Here is an 18363-nt window from a genome sequence, read left to right on the forward strand (position 1 = left end):
GTTGGGACCGGTCTTTCGCCTTTCAGGGTTGCGGGCGAGCATTCCGTCGGCGTTCAGGTTGCACCTCGGCGGTGCCCCGTCGCCCGGAGAGACGACGACAGACGCAATCAGCGTCTACAGAACCGACGACAACACCCCAATCGTGGGATCGGCGTACCATGAAGTGTCAGCAATGCGAACGGCCGGCAACGTACCACATCACCGAGTTGACCGGCGACAAGCCGACCGAAATTCATCTGTGTGAAAAGCACGCTCAGGCATATTTGAGTCAAAAATCGGGGCCGATGGAACCGTCGGCCGCTGCGGCGGTCGAAGGATTGGCCCAACACATCGTGAAACAAATGGCGGTGGGGCAAGCTGCCGAAGAGATGCAACGTCTGGACGAGCAGACATGCCCCTATTGCGGCATTTCCTTCTTCAAGTTCCGAAACCAGGGACGGTTAGGTTGCCCGCACGATTACCAGGCCTTTCGTGAACAACTCGAAGCATTGATTCTCAACATTCACGGGGAAACGCGGCACACGGGTAAAGTGCCGCGACGCGGCGCGGAAGGGTCCAGAAGACGATCCGAGTTGATCCGGTTGAGGCGGGAGATGCAAGAGGCGGTTCAACGTGAGGAGTACGAGCGGGCGTCTGAGATTCGCGATCGAATTCGCGAGATCGAGCAGGAAGGCTGACGCGTTGCGACGTCGTGGGAAAACGCCGGTGCCGGTACGGTATTGCAGTCGTTTTCCACACCGGTGACGGCGATTTTCGACGTCATCGAGCTTGGATCCTTATCTCGGAAGTGATGACGACGGATGACGAAGGTGACACTCGACGACTTGGTGTTTCGACGCGGTGAATGGCTGCGCGGTGAAGGTCCGGAATCGGTCATCGTCGTATCCACTCGTATTCGTCTAGCGCGAAACTTAGCCGACTACGCGTTTGTTTCGCGCGCATCTGAAGTCGATCGTAAACAGATTCGCGATCGCGTGGTCGAGACCGTTTCGGCCAGCGAATTGGGCGATCGTGTTTTCTGTGTCGATGTCGAGGAGCTTTCGGAGCTCGATCGCCAGTTCCTCGTTGAGCGTCACCTGATCAGTCGCGAACTGGCCGAGATGAAAGGCCCGCGGGCGGTGATCATCGACCATGACGAGCGGTTCAGCATCATGGTCAACGAGGAGGACCATATTCGCATCCAGGTGATGCAAAGCGGGCTGAATTTGGCCGCTGCGTGGGAACTCGCAGCGCAGATCGACGACATATTGGAATCCGGGCTCACTTACGCGTTCGACGACGAGCTGGGTTTCCTTACGGCTTGTCCGACGAACGTAGGGACGGGGATGCGGGTGAGCGTGATGATGCACTTACCCGCTGTCGTGATCGCGCGCAATATGGAACAAATCCTGCGTTCTTTGCAAAAAATCGATTTGGTCGTTCGCGGATTGTACGGCGAAGGATCGCAGGCGATGGGTGACTTTTACCAGGTGAGCAACCAAGTGACGCTGGGGGCCTCCGAGCAGGAATTACTGGACAAGGTGGGAGACGTCATTCCGACGATCATCACTTACGAAACGAAGGCTCGTGAGTTCCTGATGGAACAAAACGAAGAGAGTCTTCAAGATCGCGTAAGTCGGGCGCTTGGGATTCTGTGTACGGCGAAGACGATTTCTTCCGAAGAGACGATGCATCTGCTTTCCAGCGTGCGAATGGGGATTGCCTTGGGATTGATCGACAAGTACGACATCCCGACGATCAACGACTTGTTTTTACAGACACAGCCGGCCCACTTGCAGAAGGTGTACGGTCAGGAACTCGACAGCGCCGATCGAAACATTGAGCGGGCGAACTTCCTCCGCAAGCACCTGGCCGGTGAGGGTGCCGTATAGCCCCCAAAATGCCGCCCTTCCGCCGAGTTGCCTTGCCTCGGCGAATGGAATTGCATCGTCTCTGGTTGCCGAGCGTTAGTCGGCGGTTTTTTCTGATTTGCGAGCGGCCAAGGCTCGCCGGATCGAATCGGCAACGTGCTTGGCTAGTTTCTTGGACGATTCCGGGGAGAAATGCACGTTTCCGGGACGTACCGGCGGAATCTTTTCATCGATTACGAACTGATACAAATCGTCGATCGCAATCCCATGCTTTTTCATGATTTCCGCCGCGACGGCGTTGTACCGAGCGGCATCGCCCTTGACGCGTCCGAGTGAATTTTCCGGAACCGGTGTCGTGCTGCACCAAATCAACGCGGCGCCCGTCTTTTCCAATCGCTCGACGATCGCTTCCAGATTCTTCCGATATTCTTGGATCGGGACCTGTTGTTTTCCCTCGGCGACATCGACCAGTCGTCGTTGTTCATCGATATACTTCAGATCGTGCAGCCCGAAGTTGAAGTGGATGACATCCCAAGGGGCGTCGCCGAGCCAAGCGTCGAGTCGTTCCAATCCGAAGGCGGTCGACTGGCAGTTTTCGGACGGACGATGAACGTTGGCTTCACCCTTCAGCTCTTCTCGCACGGCGAGCGTATAGCCGATCGAGATGGAATCGCCCAGCAAGAGGACCCGCGGTAACTTCGGATCGTCCTCGATTTGGGCCAGTGCGCGGTTTTTGGGAGGCTGGGGATTCTGCCGGCGCGTTTGTCCTTGGGACAAATCGGCAAGGAGAGTCAAGCAAAGGACGGAAGCAACGGCGAGATTCAGCGTTCGGAAAGAGGGAGAAATGCAGGCTCGCATGACGACTGACTCCGAGGGGACACAGCGGTGAAAATCCAACGACGCTATCGTAGATCGGTGGGGCGTGCTCGTGCAAGTGTTCTGCGAGAAGATGACGCTTCGCTGCCCAATTTGTTGCATTTTCGCACCGAGCAGACACAATGAAGCGGGCGTGAATGTTTGTGTGTCGCACCGGTGAAGCGGGGCCGTGGATCGGATTGTGGTAGCGACGAAGCGTCCTGATCAGAAAAAGGAGTGTGACGCAGATGTTTCGGCCAGTGCTTTCAGGCGGTGGAGAGTGTCGGAGGACCGCGATGTATCGATATTGGGTCGGTTGCCTCATTGGTGTGCTCTGCTGGGCGGGTTTCTCGGTCGGCGGACGGTTCGTAGCAGCCGCCGAAACTCGCGGATCGGCCGATTTGCCTGCCGGCCTCGTTGTCCAAGTGGGGGCTGGCGATATCGAATCGGTCATCCGACTTGCCGCCGAAGGAGGGCGTCTGATCCAGGTGTTCGATACGGACGCGAAGAAGGTGGCAACCGCACGCGAGCTCGTGGCGGAAGCGGGATTGTACGGTACCGTCGCAGTTGATCGCTTCGACGGCCAACATTTGCCCATCATCGACGATGTCGCCGCGGCGGTGATTTTGCGGTCGTCCTTTTCTGTTCGTTCCGACGAGGCACTGCGCGTGGCTCGGCCGTTGGGGGTGGTTGTTCATGACAACGGGACGATCACAGTGAAACCGCGGCCGGCGAGCCTGGATGTTTGGACGCATTATCTGCATGATCCGACGAACAATGCCGTGTCGAAAGATTCGGTGGTGGCGCCGCCCCGGCGGTATCAGTGGGTGGGAAGCCCGCGTTATTCGCGACACCACGATCGAATGTCGAGCGTCAGCGCGGTTGTCGCGACCGAAGAACGTGTCTTTTCGATTGTCGACGAAGCCTTGCCGGTCTCGATCTTGCTGCCGCCTCGCTGGCAACTGGTAGCCCGAGATGCGTTCAGCGGGGTCGTATTGTGGAAGAAGCCGATCGATAAGTGGGCACCCCATTTGTGGCCGTTGAAGAATGGTCCGGCCAATCTGCCTCGGCGGTTGGTGGCCCAGGGAGACCGTGTGTTCGTCACGCTCTCTTTCGACGGTCCGGTGTCGATGCTCGACGCGGCCACAGGCAAAACTGTGCGAACGTATGCCGATACCGAGGGGGCCGAAGAGATTCTCTTACGCGATGGGGTTCTGTACCTGGTGATCGTGCGGGATCGACCGACGCTTACCTCGTTGGCGCCCGCTGCGCGGAATCAGTTCTATTGGCAAGATACCCCGCGTCGGATCATGGCGGTCGATTCCGAATCGGGGAATGTGCTTTGGGCCGTCGATTCACCGGTGTTGCCCGTGACGTTGACGGTGGGTGACGCCCGCGTACTGTTTCACGACGGCAAGTCGGTCGTGTGTCTGAATCGCGATACCGGCGAAGTCGTGTGGAGATCGCAGCCGATCGAACGAGCCGAAGTGATTCAGTCGTTCTACGCCCCCACGCTCGTGTTGTACGACAACGTCGTGTTGTTTTCGGGGGGAGAAACCGCCGGCGTCCAGACCGGTTCCTGGTATATGTCGGGCAAAGATACGATGACGGCCTTGTCTCTGGAGGACGGGCGCGTCTTGTGGCAGGCCCCGCATCCGCCTTCCGGCTACCGGTCGGCCGAGGATCTTTTTGTGGCCAAAGGGCTGGTGTGGACCGGCGAGACGACCAGCGGACGCGCGGTCGGCGTCTTTACCGGTCGCGATCCGCTTAGCGGCGAAATCAAGGTCGCTTTTCCGCCCGATGTCGACACGTATTGGTTTCACCACCGGTGTTACCGGGGAAAAGCCACGGAAAACTACTTGTTGACTTCCCGAACGGGGACCGAGTTCATCGACATCGAAAAACACAGTTGGGATATCAACGACTGGGTTCGCGGTGCGTGTTTGTACGGTGTGATGCCGGCCAACGGTATGTTGTACGCACCGCAACACCCTTGCGCGTGTTATCTCGAATCGAAGCTTTCCGGATTCAATGCGGTGGCACCTGCCAAGGGTGAACGCGTGCCCGGGTGGGCGAGGAATGTGCCGCGATTGGAAAAAGGCGAAGCCTACGACTGGACGCCCGCCGGAGACGTCAGGGCGGAATGGCCGACCTATCGGCATGACGGTGAGCGGAGCGGCAGGACGTCGGCGAAGGTCGGTATCGACGGCGGAATCGACGTTGCCTGGGAGGCGAAGCTTGGTACCGGGAAGCTGACGCCGCCGGTGGTCGGTAACGGGCTCGTTTACGTTGCGGCCGTCGATCGCCATGTTCTTTATGCAGTGGATCAACAATCCGGTGAAGTTCGTTGGCAGTATACGACCGGCGGGCGGATCGATTCTCCCCCGACGCTCTATCGGGGCCGCGTTCTGTTCGGTTGCCGGGACGGCTACGTCTATTGTTTACGAGCCGATGACGGAGCGTTGATTTGGCGTTTCCGTGCCGCGCCCGTCGATCAACGCATGGTCGCTTGGGAGCAGGTGGAATCGGTCTGGCCGGTACACGGAAGCGTATTGATTCACAACGATCGGTTGTACACCGTTGCCGGAAGGTCGTTGTTTTTGGACGACGGCATGCGGTTCCTCATTCTCGACCCCGAATCCGGGGAACTGATCGCCGAGAAGCAATACGATGCACGAGATCCCGCGACCGGAAAAGAGGTTCAGGAATTCGTGAGCTGGTTGAATATGCCCGCGGCGATGCCCGATATCATGTCGACCGACGGCAAGTTGTTGTACATGCTTTCGGCAGCCTTCGATTTCGAGGGAAATCGTCTGCCGCTGGAGAAAATGCCGACCAGCGGCAATGCCGATGCGGGAGCCCCCGAACCGTTCGTGCGGCCCGACCGCGTGCACTTGTTCTCACCGACCGGGTTCACCGACGACACGTGGTGGCATCGAACCTATTGGATCTACGGCAGCGACTTCATCAGCGGTTGGCAAGGCTACTTCCGAGCGGGGATGGCCGTACCGGCCGGAAGGATTCTCGTGCTCGGCGACGACCAGGTGTTCGGATATGGGCGGAAACCGAAATACTATCGATGGACGACCCCCATCGAACACCAACTGTTCGCAGCGCCCAAACCGGGGCTGGAGAAAGCGGAACAACCTTCGGGCAAGACGGTCCTCGAGATTGCACCGTCCGAAGCCCTGAGTCCGGCGAATACGGCATTGACGGTCGAAGCCTGGATTCGCCCGAGTCGAGAAACCGGCGTTGTGCTGGCGCACGGCGGCGGAAATCTGGGATATGTGCTGTATCTCGACAAAGGCCGGCCGGTATTTCAATTGCGCTGGGGCCCTCAGGCGACGGTCAAGGTGGCGGGAAAACGACTTGATCTCAAGCAATGGCACCATGTGGCCGGTGTCGTAACCGCCGAAGGAAACGTCCGGTTGTTCGTCGACGGTGCCCCGTCGGGACGTGCCGAGGCACCGCAGTTGCTTGCGAAAGCCCCAATGGAAGGGATTTCGATCGGGCGCGATGATCGATCGCTCGTCGGCGACTACACAGGGGCCTCGCCTTTCGATGGAGTGATCGACGAAGTGCGTATTTACCATGAAGCACTGTCGCCTGCCGACGTCGCCTCGCATGCCTCGGGCGACTCTGCCGCGCCGATCGATTCGGCCGTCTTGGCATTGAGCTTCGATGATGGGAAGGTTCAAGACGCATCGCCGGCTAAGAATGCGTGCGATGCTGCCGATCCGCAGTTTGCCGAAGGCAAGTTTGGTGAAGCATTGGTGTTCAGCGGTGGTGAAGAAGCTGTTCCCGGTTACCGCGTACCGCACGAGTGGATTGCGGATCTTCCGTTCTTCGCGCGGGCGATGGTGTTGACCGGCGACGCGTTGTACGTAGCCGGGCCGGTCGACCTGATCAACGAGGAGGAATTGTACAAAGAGGTTTCGGATCCGAGTCGTCCCGTTCCGGCCACGCTGCGGGAGCAGGAGGCGGCCTTCGAGGGGCGGAAAGCCTCGTACCTCGGTGCCGTCTCGCCCCAGACGGGAGAGCTCCTCGGCCAATGGGAACTCCCGGCAACGCCGACCTTCGACGGGATGATTGCAACCGACGGGTGCCTGTGGCTTTCGACCCAGCAAGGAACCCTTCTTTGCATCAAGCCGAAACGTTGATCGGACGGTAATCCGCACGTCGTTCCAATCCGATACCGGGAAGGGGCATCCTTCCCGGTTTTTTGTGGTTGATTCGGTAATGAAAACGTACTTGTGGGACTGTTTTTGTTGACAAAAAGGGCCTCAGCGTGTTTCAGCATCTTGGGTGAATTACGCATGCACGTTTGTTTGCAGAAAAATGCTTGACGCGATAGATACCGGCTAGTATGTTATGGTCGTTTGCTAAGCCCATAGCGTGACTGTAATGAGGAGGAACCGGCATCGTGCCGCGACAAGCGCCGAAAATGCCGATGCGGTTGACGGAGGCGGCGTTCGAGCTCTTTTCGCGCCATGGGGTCGACGACGTTACGATCGATCGGATCGCCGCCCAGGCGGGTGTGACCAAGGGGAGTTTCTACAGTCATTTCACGAGCAAACGCGACATCATTCTTGCGGCTTGTTCGTACTATTACCGCCGTTATCTCCAGGCGGTACAGCAAGAGGCTGCCACCCGGTCCGATCCGGCGGAACGCCTGCGGGCGGTTCTGGTGTATTCGGTGCGGGAATGCGTTGCCAATCGGCAAAACCGCGTGTTCACGACCGAGATCATGACCCTTTCGCAAAAGGACGAGGCGTTTCGACGAAGTTGGGCCCAATTCTACGATGCGGTGCGCGAGTTTTACGTCGGGATCGTCGTCGCCGGGAAGGAAAGCCGTGCGTTCGACGTCGTCGATCCCCGACTGGCGGTCGATGTGATGTTGGCCGCCATGGAGGGGATCAAGTTGAGGGCCGGATTCGAAACCTATCTGGCCGATGCCGATGAGCAAGCAAGGCTGGTGGAATCGTTGTTTCGAATATGCGCCGGAAAAGCTGTTTCGGTCACAGCGTAACCACCGCCAACCGAAGAGAACCGAGGGATATGTCGAAGACAAGTCGAGTTGTGAACGAGTTTCGTATGGCGGGGCGAGGTGGTCTTGTTCGCTGGTGGGTGCTGCTGATTTTTTGGAGCAGTATCACCGGTGTTGCAACCGCCGAGTTCAACGGTTCGCCTGATTCGCCGGTCGGGGAAGCGACGGGCGTGAAGCGAATTCTGCTTGTAACCGGTGAAGATTATCCCGGGCACAAGTGGCAAGAGACGGCCCCTGTGTTGGCGAAAGCGATCGGCGACGACAAGCGGTTGCAGGTTGAAATCGCCTGGAAAACGACCGCCCTCGCGAGCGAAGACTTGGGACGCTTTGACGGCGTCGTGCTTCATTTCAAGAACTACGATCCGGAGGAGCCGGGCCCCAAAGCTCAAGAAAATCTGGAGCGATTCGTTGCCGACGGCGGCGGTTTAGTGCTCGTGCATTTCGCCTGCGGTGCCTTTCAAGAGTGGCCCCGCTTCGAGCGTTTGGCAGGACGCGTGTGGGATCCGCAACTGCGAGGCCACGATCCGCACGGGCCGTTTGTCGTCCGCATTGTCGATGGCGATCATCCGATCGTGCGAGGAATGAAGGACTTCGAGACGGTCGACGAACTGTATACCTGCCTGGCGGGAAAGACACCGATTCACGTCCTGGCAAGTGCAACATCGAGAGTCGACGGCAAGGCGTATCCGATGGCCTTCGTTCTCGAATATGGAAAAGGCCGAGTGTTTCATTCACCGTTGGGGCACGATGTGAAGGCTTTGTCTGTTCCCGAGGTGGCGGAGTTGTTTCGCCGCGGAACAGCGTGGACGGTCGGTCTGGATCCGTAGAAGACGAGCGTGCTCGGCGTTGAGAACGCGGTTCTGAGTATTGTTGAGCGAACCGGTGGGGTGAAGCAATGAAGATCGGATTTCACACGGATGCGTTCAATTCTTCGTATTGGAATTTCGAGAGGTGTCTCCAGTGGGCGCAGGAACACGACGTTCACTTCATTGAATGCGGTGTCATCGACGGCGTGAGCTGGATTCACGGATTGGGCTATCAACCCCATGTGGCATTATATGAAGATCCCGTCCTCTTGCGGCGAAAGATGGAATCGTACGGCGTGCGGTTCTCGCAGATCGATGCCGCGTTTCCTCTTTCGGGTAAAGATGGGCCCTTGTACGGGGTGCCGTATGTGCTGAAGGCAATTCCGTGGGCGAAGCTGGCCGGTTGTTCCCGCGTGGCAACGACCGACGGTTTGCACAAGCCGCCGGGATTGGACGACGACGAGGCCATGGTCCTGATGAAACGCAGTTACGAACAGATCATCGAAACGGCCGAAGCCTACGAGATTACCGTCAATATCGAGGTTCACGGTTATTTTACGACCAATCCGGATCGTTTGGCCGAGATGCTCGATTTCGTGGATTCTCCGTACCTTCGGCTGAATCTCGATACGGGGAACTCGTTCATCGCCGGACAAGAACCGGTTGCGTTCGCCGAGCGTTTCAAGGATCGCGTGAATCACGTCCACGTCAAAGATGTGAGTGAATCGCTGGCCGCCGCGGTGCGCGGTGAAGAAACCGGAATCGCAGTCAGCCATTGTTCCATCGGGGATGGCGTCAACGCGGCGAACATTCGTCGCGTGTTGGAAATCTTGCGCGATCACGGCTACCAGGGCGTGCTCAGCATGGAATGCGAAGGAGCGGGCGGGCCGATGATCGAAAAATCGCTCACTTGGCTTCGCAATACGCTTGCCGAACTAGGTATTCCTGAGGAGAAAGAGTAAACCGTCGGACGCGCGCCGGCGCGTGCAAGTCGTGAGTGTCCTCCTTCTTCGTCCTTCCTACCTGGAGATCTGCCATGTCGAAGAATCCTGCCGAACGAAAGGGCTCGTCCGGGGTCGATCGCCGCGAGTTCCTCAAGAGGGGCACGCGTGCGGGGGCAATCGGGGTCGGAGTGGCTGCCGGATTGTCGTTGGATCGCAGCGCGCACGCTCAAGGGAGCGATGTCATCCGAATCGGCATGATCGGATGCGGTTCGCGTTGCTCGGGGGCCGCTGTCAACGCGTTGAATACGGGTGAGGACGTGCGGCTTGTCGCCATGTGCGACGTATTTCCCGAACGTCTCGAAGCGTCGCTCGCGAATATCCGCAAAGCCAAGCCCGATCAAGTCGCCGTCGACGACGATCACAAATTCACGAGCTTCGACGGGTATCGGCACGTCATCGAGGCGAGTGACGTCGTGCTGATCGCGTGCGCATCGAAGTTTCATCCCATGTACGCCGAAGCGGCGATCCAGGCGGGCAAGCATGTGTTCGTCGAAAAACCGCACGGGATCGACCCGACGGGCGTCCGACGCATGGCCAAGGTGTGCGAGCTGGCCAAGGCAAAAGGTTTGAGCATTCAATCGGGCTTGCAAAGCCGGTATAGCCTGGCTTGGCAAGAAACGATGAAGCGCATTCACGATGGGATCATCGGCGACATCGTGGCTACCCAGTCGATGTTCCTGCGCGGGCCGTATCGCGTCTACGACCGCGAGCCGCGCTTGAGCGAGGTGCAATATCACTTTTACAACTGGTACCATTTCTGCTGGTTGTCGGGCGATGACGTCCCGCAATCGCTCGTTCATAACATGGACCGTATGACGTGGGCTTTGCAGGGCGAAACGCCCAAATGGTGTTTCTCGTTGGCCGGTCGAGCCACCTCGTTCGGTACCAAGTACGGCGACATGTTCGATCATCACACAGTCGTCTACGAGTACGAGAGCGGCGCGCGGGTGTACGCAATGTGTCGCACGCAAAACGGCACCTACGGCAACGGCAGCGACATCATCATGGGCACGAAGGGAGTGTGTTATCTCGGCCGGAGCCGAATCGAGGGCGAGACGAATTGGGAATACTCGGGGCCGCGCAACAATCCGTATCAGACCGAGCACGACGTCTTGTTCGACGCCATCCGAAAGAATGAGCCGATCAACGCCGGTGATTACATGGCCAAGAGTACGATGGTGACCGTCTTGGGACAATTGGCGGCGTATACCGGTAAGCCGATGACGTATGCCGAAGTCGAACAACTCGATTTCGAGTACAAGCCGTCACCCGAGGATGCAAGTTTCGAGATCGAACCGCCTACCGTGCCGGGGCCGGACGGCAACTATCCGCTGCCGATTCCGGGGGTGACGACGCTCGACTGGTTGGCCGGTCCGCGACGGCCGAGGACCTGACCCGACAGCGGCAACTCGATCGACCGCTTCCGAGAGGTGGCATGACATCAAAAAGGCCGGGCACGTGGTGTGCCCGGCTTTCTTTGTAGGACGGTATGCGTGGCTCCTCGCCCTGCCCTGCCCTGTCGGCACCGGTTCGAGTAGAATCGACACCTGTTCGGCCCCGCCCGGAGGCGTGGGCGATGCGACCGGGCCGCGGGCCGGAGAAGTCGGCCGACGTACCGAACACCACCGCGTCATCCTGAGGAGAACGAGGAGCCGCAGACTGCCATGTCGTATGCCTCGGATTTGTTCAAAGGGATCAGTCTCAGTTACGATCCGATCCACGGCTACATCCGCTTTACGGCGAATTCGGGCGTACCGGAAGGCGAGACTGCCGAGCAGCAAATCATCGATCACCCCTGGGTGCAACGACTACGGCACATTCACCAGTTGCAAACGGCATGGTGGGTGTTTCCATCGGCCGAGCATACGCGGTTTCAGCACGTACTGGGGGCGATGCATTTGGCGAGCCGAGCGGTCGATTGCCTCTACGCGTCGTTGGCCAAGGCTGTTCCCGATTGCCCCAGTCGCGGTTACGTCGAATCGCTGATGCGCATGGCGGCGCTGTTGCACGACGTCGGCCACGGTCCGTTCGGGCACTTTTTCGACCGGCACTACCTTGCACGTTACGACTTGACCCACGAAACGCTAGGGGCTGAGATCATTCGTCGAGAACTGGGGCACTTGTTGCGAGGGATCCGACGCAATCCGTACAGCGAACTGGCCGATGGCGAAACGCTCGATCCGGAACACGTTGCCCTTCTGATCGTCAGGCCGCGGGCGGATGAGCCCGAGATTCCCGCATGGCTGCGAATGCTGCGGTCGCTTTTCTGCGGTCTTTATACTGTCGACAATATGGATTTTGTGCTCCGCGATGCTTACATGACCGGCTACAGTCATCGCGCATTCGATCTCGAACGCCTGTTGCATTACAGCTTTTTTTCTCCAAAGGGATTGACCATCCACGAGCGAGGACTGTCGTCGTTGGTGCGGTTCATCTCGGTGAGGGCGGAGCTGTTTCGGACGATCTATTTTCATAGGACGGTTCGTGCGATCGACTTGGCATTGCAGGACCTTTTCCGCGACGGGGCCGATTTGCTGTTTCCCGGTAACCCGCTCGAGAATCTGGACGAATATCTCGAATTCACCGAATCGTCGTTGTGGAGCCGAATTCGGGAGTGGCGGCGGGCGCCCGATCCTCGGACACGGGCAATCGGTGAAGCGTGGCAGGAGCTCGTCCAACGAAACATCGAATGGAAAATGGTTTGTGAGCGGGCGATTTTCTTCGGACGTGAAAAAAGTGAAGATATGAGCGTCTTCAGCAGCGAAGAGCTGTTCGAAGCGGCCGTTCGAAGTCGCTTGCCTGCACACCTGAAGAACATGGAATTACGATTCGATCCGCCGCGGCACGTTCACCGTCCCGGCACGCGGGCTCCGGCAGGAGGGCAGAACTTTCTTTATGATCCGTCCAAGGAGACGATCGAGAGCCTCGACGATCGCGAACTGTTCCGCCAGATTCCGGTGAGCTGCCGTTTGTGCCGCATTTACGCCAAGGATACACGCTATCGCCGCGAGATTGCGCAGGCGATGGACGACCTGATCGGCGGCGGACGGGCGGACGACGACACGAATATGTGACGAAGTGACGCATCCCGTAAGCGGATACAGGTACGTTTCCCCGGGAAAAGGACGTTGAAAAAAAGATTCCTGGAGACGACATGACCGACAAGACCGACAAGTACGACGTATACGAAAATCCGTTGATCACCCGCTACGCGTCGCGTGAAATGGCCGGGCTGTGGAGTGCGCGGCGTAAGTTTCGCACGTGGCGTCGCCTGTGGATCGCCTTGGCCGAGTCGGAAGCCGAACTTGGTTTGCCCATCACGAAGGAGCAAATCGAGGAACTCAAGGCCCATGCCGACGACATCGACTTCGAGGCTGCGGCGCAACATGAGCGGCGACTGCGTCACGACGTGATGGCGCATGTGCACGCGTACGGAGATCAATGTCCCAATGCACGCGGGATTATTCATCTCGGGGCGACGAGTTGCTTCGTTACCGATAACACCGATCTGATTTTGATCAAAGAAGCCTTGTCGTTGGTTTGTCGGCGCCTCGCGGCGGTGATCGATGCATTGGGATCCTTGGCCGCCGAGTATCGTGATTTGGCGTGTTTGGGATTTACGCATTTTCAGCCCGCCCAACCGACTACGATCGGCAAACGGGCTTGTTTGTGGGCGTATGATTTCGTCCTCGATCTGGAGGAAGCCGAGCATCGTTTGCAATCGCTGCGGGCAAGGAGCGTCAAAGGGACTACCGGCACGCAAGCCAGCTTCCTGGCGTTGTTCCACGGCGATCACGAAAAAGTACGCCGGCTCGAAGAACTGGTGTGTCGCAAGATAGGCTTCGACAACAGTTACGCCGTGACCGGTCAGACGTATAGCCGCAAAGTCGATTCGCAAGTTTTGGCGTTATTGTCGCAAATCGCCGAGAGCGCCCACAAGATGGCGACCGACATCCGGTTGTTGGCCCATCGCAAGGAAGTCGAAGAACCATTCGAAAAAGACCAAATCGGTTCTTCGGCGATGGCTTACAAGCGCAATCCGATGCGTAGCGAACGGATTTGTGCATTGGCACGCTTCGTCATGTCGCTCGTTTCGAGCGCTTCGATGACGCACGCCGTGCAATGGTTGGAGCGCACGTTGGACGATAGTGCCAATCGGCGTCTTGTCATTCCGCAGGCGTTCTTGGCGATCGACGCCGTGTTGATTCTTTGCCTGAACGTGTTGCGTGGAACGGTAGTCTATCCGAAGGTGATCGAGAAGAATCTTGCCGAAGAGCTGCCCTTCATGGCGACCGAGAACATCATGATGGCGGCCGTCGAAAAGGGCGGCGATCGCCAGGAGCTGCACGAGGTCATCCGGCGGCACAGCCAGGCGGCGGCCGCTGAGGTCAAACAACATGGTAAGCCCAACGATCTGTTGGAACGATTGGAGAACGACCCGGCGTTCGCCGGCGTAGATGTCCGCGGGGCGTTGGACGTACGCCGATTCGTGGGGCGGGCGCCGGAGCAAGTCGATGAATTCTTGCAAGAAGTGATCAATCCGATCCGGGCACGGTACGCCGATTTGGACGAGGTTTCGGCCGACGTGCACGTGTGAGGTGTGATGAACCGGAGATTGCTCGACAAGAAAACGGCGGGCCGCCTTTCCCCTGGAAGGACAGCCCGCCGTGTTTTTTCGTCAATCAAGCGGCGACGATTACTCGATCACCTTCGGTTCACCTTCGATTTCAAGGGCAATGACCGAGGCGATCGGATCGGGAGCCCGGCGAGGCAGTGTGATCGTGATACCGTCGTTGCCCGCGGCGACGTTCAGCTCACTACCGTCGGCGAGCAGGACCGCTCGTAACGCTTTGTTGCCCAGCGGGACTTCGAGCTTGCCCGAAGCGGGCCAGTCGAAAATATGCAGGTAAAGCCGCGTGTCGTCGCCGATTTTCTTCTGAGTACAGCGTCCCCACGGTGTCTTGGCGAACGGGCTTGCCTGAGTTCCGTAAATCGATTCACCGTTGACCTTCATCCAGCGCCCCATACCTTGGAGGCGTTCCACCGAGGCGGGAGGAATCTCGCCTTCGGCCGTCGGGCCGACGTTCAACAGGTAGTTGCCTCCCTTCGACGCGATGTCGATCAGGTTGCGGATGAGGGTTTCGGTCGACTTCCAATTGTGGTCGTCGCGTTTGTAGCCCCATGTGTTGTTCATCGTCATGCACGATTCCCAGTCGACACCGGGCAAGCCGGTGGCGGGAATCTGTTGTTCAGGGGTACCGAAGTCGCCGACGTATTCCTGGTCGCCGCGGTTGAGGCCTTCCATGCCCTTGCGGCCCTTGCCGACGCGGTTGTTGACGATGATGCTCGGCTTCAGTTCTCGCAAATAGGCGTAGATCTCGCGGCCGTGGGCCTCGGTGTACCATGAGGGCCATTCCCCGTCGAACCACAAAACGTCGGGATCGCAGCTTTCCAGCAGTTCTTTCAGTTGGGCCTTTACGTAGTCGATGTATTCGCGTTCCCGCCCTTCGTGGATTCGAGTCGGGTTGTAACGGTTTTCGCTTCCTCGGTATTGGGCCGGGTGATGCCAGTCCATGATCGAGTAGTATGTGCAGAAGTGGAGACCCTGCTTGCGGCATTCCTCGGCCAGCGGGCGGAGCAGGTCCTTCCCGTACGGCGTAGCATCGACGACGTCGTAATCCGTCACTTTTGAATCGAACAGACAGAAACCGTCGTGATGTTTCGACGTGATGACGATGTACTTCATGCCCGCATCTTTGGCGATGCGCACCCACTCCGCAGGATCGTATTTCACCGGATTGAACTGTTTGGCCAATTGCTCGTATTCTTCGACAGGGATGTTGGCGCGATCCATGATCCACTCGCCGATTCCGTTGATCTTGCGGCCTTTCCACTCTCCGGCCGGGATGGCGTACAAGCCCCAATGGATGAACATGCCGAAGCGAGCCTCGCGCCACCACGCCATCCGTGCATCACGTTGTTCGGGCGTTTCGTGTGGGATGGGCGGTAACTCGGCATGGACGGCCGAAGCCGACAACAACGCGACAACCAAAGCCGCCATAGATTTTTGGAAGAGATTTCTCATCGCTGAGACTCCTTGAAGCGATCTTGACGATATGAATCCAGCTTGCGATCAGCCGACTTGCCGTCCAGCGTATTTGCGAGCGCAAGCAGAATCCAACATTTCTTAGTAGGAACCACGATGCCGTGCTTGGGCATTTTGAGGGCGAATGGTTCAGCTCGGCGCCGGTGATTCGATCTTCCCGGAAGTCGCTTTGAGCGAGTCGGGCATGGCCTCGCCGGCCGTGACGCCCATCGTTAGGTAAATCCGCATCAACTGTTCGGCTGTCATATCGACGGTATGGACTTGTTCGGCGGGAACAAACATCACACCGCCCGACATCGGTACAGGCGACGTCGGTACGTAGACGACCAGGTAGTCCCGGTCACAAATTCGAAATCGCTCGGGGCACGCCAACAAAGCCAGAAAGCCGCAATTCTGCTCGCTGCCGAACGAACAGAAAACCACGCTCATCCCGCTGAGCTCGCTCTCCTTGTCTTTCTGCAACAGGTTGACGAACTGCACGGCGGTTCCATACACGCTGTTGACCACCGGCAGACGATCGGCGAGCGACTTCAACGCGGCGCTTACCTGGTTGCGGGCAATCCATTTGCTGTAAACACCGACGCCCCAAATCAAGGCCACCACGAACAGAAAACCGATGAGCGTGGCCAAGGTCGTGTTGTCGACGAACTGCATACCCAGGCTGCGAATCGCTTTGCCCACAGGTTTGTCGGGGCCGAAGATGCCCATGAGGAACGATGCGACCCAACCGATCAAGGCTGCCGTGATGATCAACGGCAGCAAGGTGAGAAGTCCCGTCAAGAACGTCGAAAGAATGCCTTTTTCCCAAATCCAGCGTATGAACCGCATGTGGTCGCTCCCTTGGATGTTGCTCATTCGATCACACCCGGTGAACCGGTAGGAGAATCGTCGCAAGCAATTGCTCGTTGCAGGACTTCGACAAGACGTTCGATATCCTCTTTCGTGCAATAGCCGTGGGGGCTGATTCGCAATCCCGGCCCGCGACAACTCAAGACGACCCCCTCCGCCAGACAAGATGCCCGCAAACGTTGGTGGTCGCAATCGGGAAACCGAAACGCCACGATTCCTGAGGCAACTTCGGGTGAACGATCGCTGAGGATTTCGGCTCCAACGCGGCGCAGTGCCTCGCAGGCGGTTTCTGTTGCCTCCAGCACCGCATCGCGAATATGTTCAATACCGACTTCCAGCAGCAGCCCGAGGCTGCCTTTGAGGCCGATCATGCCGACCATATTTTGGGATCCGCCCTCGAACCGCTCGGCTGTCGGCTTTAAACGGTATTCGAGGTGGTCGAAACGAAAGGCGTGAACGACGCTGTTCCAACCGACTCCGATTGGGTGCAAACGATCCAAATGCTCTTGCTTGCAGTAGAAAAAGCCGGCGCCTTCGGGCCCCAGCATCCACTTGTGGCCGTCGGAGGCCAGGAAGTCGATGGGCAGGTCGTGGACGTCGAGCGGAAAGACTCCCAAGCCTTGAATCGCGTCGACGAAGAACAATATCCCGCGCCGATGGAGTGCCTCGCCGATCGATCCCAGATCGTGTCGCCGACCGGTCAGATAATTGACCCAACTGATCGACACGATTCTCGTACGCTCATTGCACGATTCGAGCAACTGTTCGAGCGAAAACGTGTTGTCGAGCGGAACCAGTCGCGTTTCTACGCCACGATCGGCCAGATTCATCCAAGGATACACGTTCGAAGGAAACTCATCGGACAGGATCACGACGTTGTCGCCCGGTTTCCAAGGAAACCCTTCGGCGACCAAGCCGATTCCATGCGAGGTGTTTCGGATCAGGGCGATTTCGTCTCGTGCGGCGCCGATCAACCGTGCCGCGGCGTCTCGCAGGTCCTCGACCTCCTCTGCCCAACGCGGCCAGTGTAAGTCGCCACACTCGTGTGCCTCACGCAGCCAGCGAGTGATCCCCTCCACGGCCCGCTGTGGGAGAGGGGCCACGGCGGCGTGATCGAAATAGGCAAATTTTCGGGCGACGGTCATTTCGTCGCGAAAGCGACGGAGGCGGGCATGATGATTCGCTTGGTTCATCGTTGCTTCCGGACCGGCCGCAAGCTGCGGATCGGACAAAAGATGAGTGGGGGGTAAGCGTCTTCAACCTGGATCGTTGCCGAGGGCGAGAACGCCCGAACAGCCAACACGCATTATAGCAGTTTCCCGGTGAAGAAAACGTCCGTCCTTACAGGGACGACGGAGCCGGGGGCGATGCCCTGGACGAGCCGGCGTGGATGTTTCCCGGGGAATTCCGGTTTCCATCGTTCCGGGGGCGATGGTACAGTAGAGACAACCGGCGGGCTGGCGTCGATGACGAACAACCATTGCCATTTTCGGCAAATCCGGCAATACTCGTCTTTTCGTTTTCTCCGGTTCGATCCCCCAATCGGAAGGGGTGTCTGCACGTCGGGGGCAATTATGCTATCCTTGGATGGCTGGTGCGCTGTCAATTTCGGAGGTTCGGGAAGCCCGGGCAACTTCGAGGATTTCACCCATGCCGAGATTCTTTTGTGTCTTCGGGTTGGTCATTGCGGCGGTCTTGGTGTTGGTGTTCGGCTTGGACGCTGCAATCGGGCTACCCTTCGGTAAGGCCAGCATTTTAGCCGACATCGGTTTCATCGTGGCCGCCGGCATGCTCGGTTTCTTGAGCTTCCAGACACTTCGCGAACAACGGTAAGCATTCGTTCGGC

At 58.3% G+C, this 18363-nt stretch carries 14 protein-coding genes; 10 read left to right on the plus strand and 4 right to left on the minus strand.

Annotated elements, in window-relative coordinates:
• Positions 1–158 precede the first annotated feature (158 nt).
• On the plus strand, positions 159–677 hold the full coding sequence (locus ACYQ2I_RS07945) for a UvrB/UvrC motif-containing protein (protein ID WP_460166476.1): 519 nt from the start codon (positions 159–161) through the stop codon (positions 675–677).
• Between the two features lie 123 nt (positions 678–800).
• Entirely contained in the window at positions 801–1871 is a 1071-nt protein-coding gene (locus tag ACYQ2I_RS07950) for a protein arginine kinase (protein WP_460166477.1), read from the plus strand.
• Positions 1872–1946: 75 nt separating this feature from the next.
• Here ACYQ2I_RS07950 and ACYQ2I_RS07955 read toward each other — a convergent pair whose 3' ends face one another.
• A complete protein-coding gene (locus tag ACYQ2I_RS07955) occupies positions 1947–2708 on the minus strand; it encodes an SGNH/GDSL hydrolase family protein (protein WP_460166478.1) in 762 nt (253 codons plus the stop codon).
• 293 nt (positions 2709–3001) lie between these two features.
• Here ACYQ2I_RS07955 and ACYQ2I_RS07960 point away from each other — a divergent pair, with 293 nt between their 5' ends.
• The 7 genes from ACYQ2I_RS07960 to purB all read left to right on the plus strand — a co-directional run bounded on the left by ACYQ2I_RS07960 (position 3002) and on the right by purB (position 14159).
• Entirely contained in the window at positions 3002–6865 is a 3864-nt protein-coding gene (locus tag ACYQ2I_RS07960) for an outer membrane protein assembly factor BamB family protein (protein WP_460166479.1), read from the plus strand.
• Between the two features lie 263 nt (positions 6866–7128).
• Positions 7129–7734 (plus strand): TetR/AcrR family transcriptional regulator, encoded by a 606-nt coding sequence (locus ACYQ2I_RS07965; protein ID WP_460166480.1) that lies wholly within the window; start codon positions 7129–7131, stop codon positions 7732–7734.
• A gap of 65 nt (positions 7735–7799) precedes the next feature.
• A complete protein-coding gene (locus ACYQ2I_RS07970; protein WP_460166481.1) occupies positions 7800–8579 on the plus strand; it encodes a ThuA domain-containing protein in 780 nt (259 codons plus the stop codon).
• 68 nt (positions 8580–8647) lie between these two features.
• Positions 8648–9520, plus strand: a complete 873-nt coding sequence (locus tag ACYQ2I_RS07975; RefSeq protein WP_460166482.1) for a sugar phosphate isomerase/epimerase family protein — start codon at positions 8648–8650, stop codon at positions 9518–9520.
• 74 nt (positions 9521–9594) lie between these two features.
• A complete protein-coding gene (locus tag ACYQ2I_RS07980; RefSeq protein ID WP_460166483.1) occupies positions 9595–10956 on the plus strand; it encodes a Gfo/Idh/MocA family protein in 1362 nt (453 codons plus the stop codon).
• Between the two features lie 270 nt (positions 10957–11226).
• On the plus strand, positions 11227–12636 hold the full coding sequence (locus ACYQ2I_RS07985; protein ID WP_460166484.1) for an HD domain-containing protein: 1410 nt from the start codon (positions 11227–11229) through the stop codon (positions 12634–12636).
• 80 nt (positions 12637–12716) lie between these two features.
• The gene (purB, locus tag ACYQ2I_RS07990; RefSeq protein WP_460166485.1) at positions 12717–14159 is read left to right on the plus strand and encodes an adenylosuccinate lyase; all 1443 of its coding nucleotides are present in this window, start codon (positions 12717–12719) and stop codon (positions 14157–14159) included.
• A gap of 99 nt (positions 14160–14258) precedes the next feature.
• Here purB and ACYQ2I_RS07995 read toward each other — a convergent pair whose 3' ends face one another.
• From ACYQ2I_RS07995 to ACYQ2I_RS08005, 3 genes are all read right to left on the minus strand, one after another.
• Positions 14259–15647, minus strand: a complete 1389-nt coding sequence (locus ACYQ2I_RS07995; protein ID WP_460166486.1) for an alpha-L-fucosidase — start codon at positions 15645–15647, stop codon at positions 14259–14261.
• 150 nt (positions 15648–15797) lie between these two features.
• A complete protein-coding gene (locus ACYQ2I_RS08000; protein WP_460166487.1) occupies positions 15798–16523 on the minus strand; it encodes a DUF502 domain-containing protein in 726 nt (241 codons plus the stop codon).
• On the minus strand, positions 16520–17710 hold the full coding sequence (locus tag ACYQ2I_RS08005) for an aminotransferase class V-fold PLP-dependent enzyme (protein WP_460166488.1): 1191 nt from the start codon (positions 17708–17710) through the stop codon (positions 16520–16522). Before ACYQ2I_RS08005 ends, ACYQ2I_RS08000 begins: the two co-directional genes overlap by 4 nt.
• Positions 17711–18167: 457 nt before the next feature.
• Here ACYQ2I_RS08005 and ACYQ2I_RS08010 point away from each other — a divergent pair, with 457 nt between their 5' ends.
• Positions 18168–18350 (plus strand): hypothetical protein, encoded by a 183-nt coding sequence (locus tag ACYQ2I_RS08010; protein WP_460166489.1) that lies wholly within the window; start codon positions 18168–18170, stop codon positions 18348–18350.
• Positions 18351–18363 lie beyond the last annotated feature (13 nt).

It is taken from the genome of Thermostilla marina, from assembly GCF_054657455.1.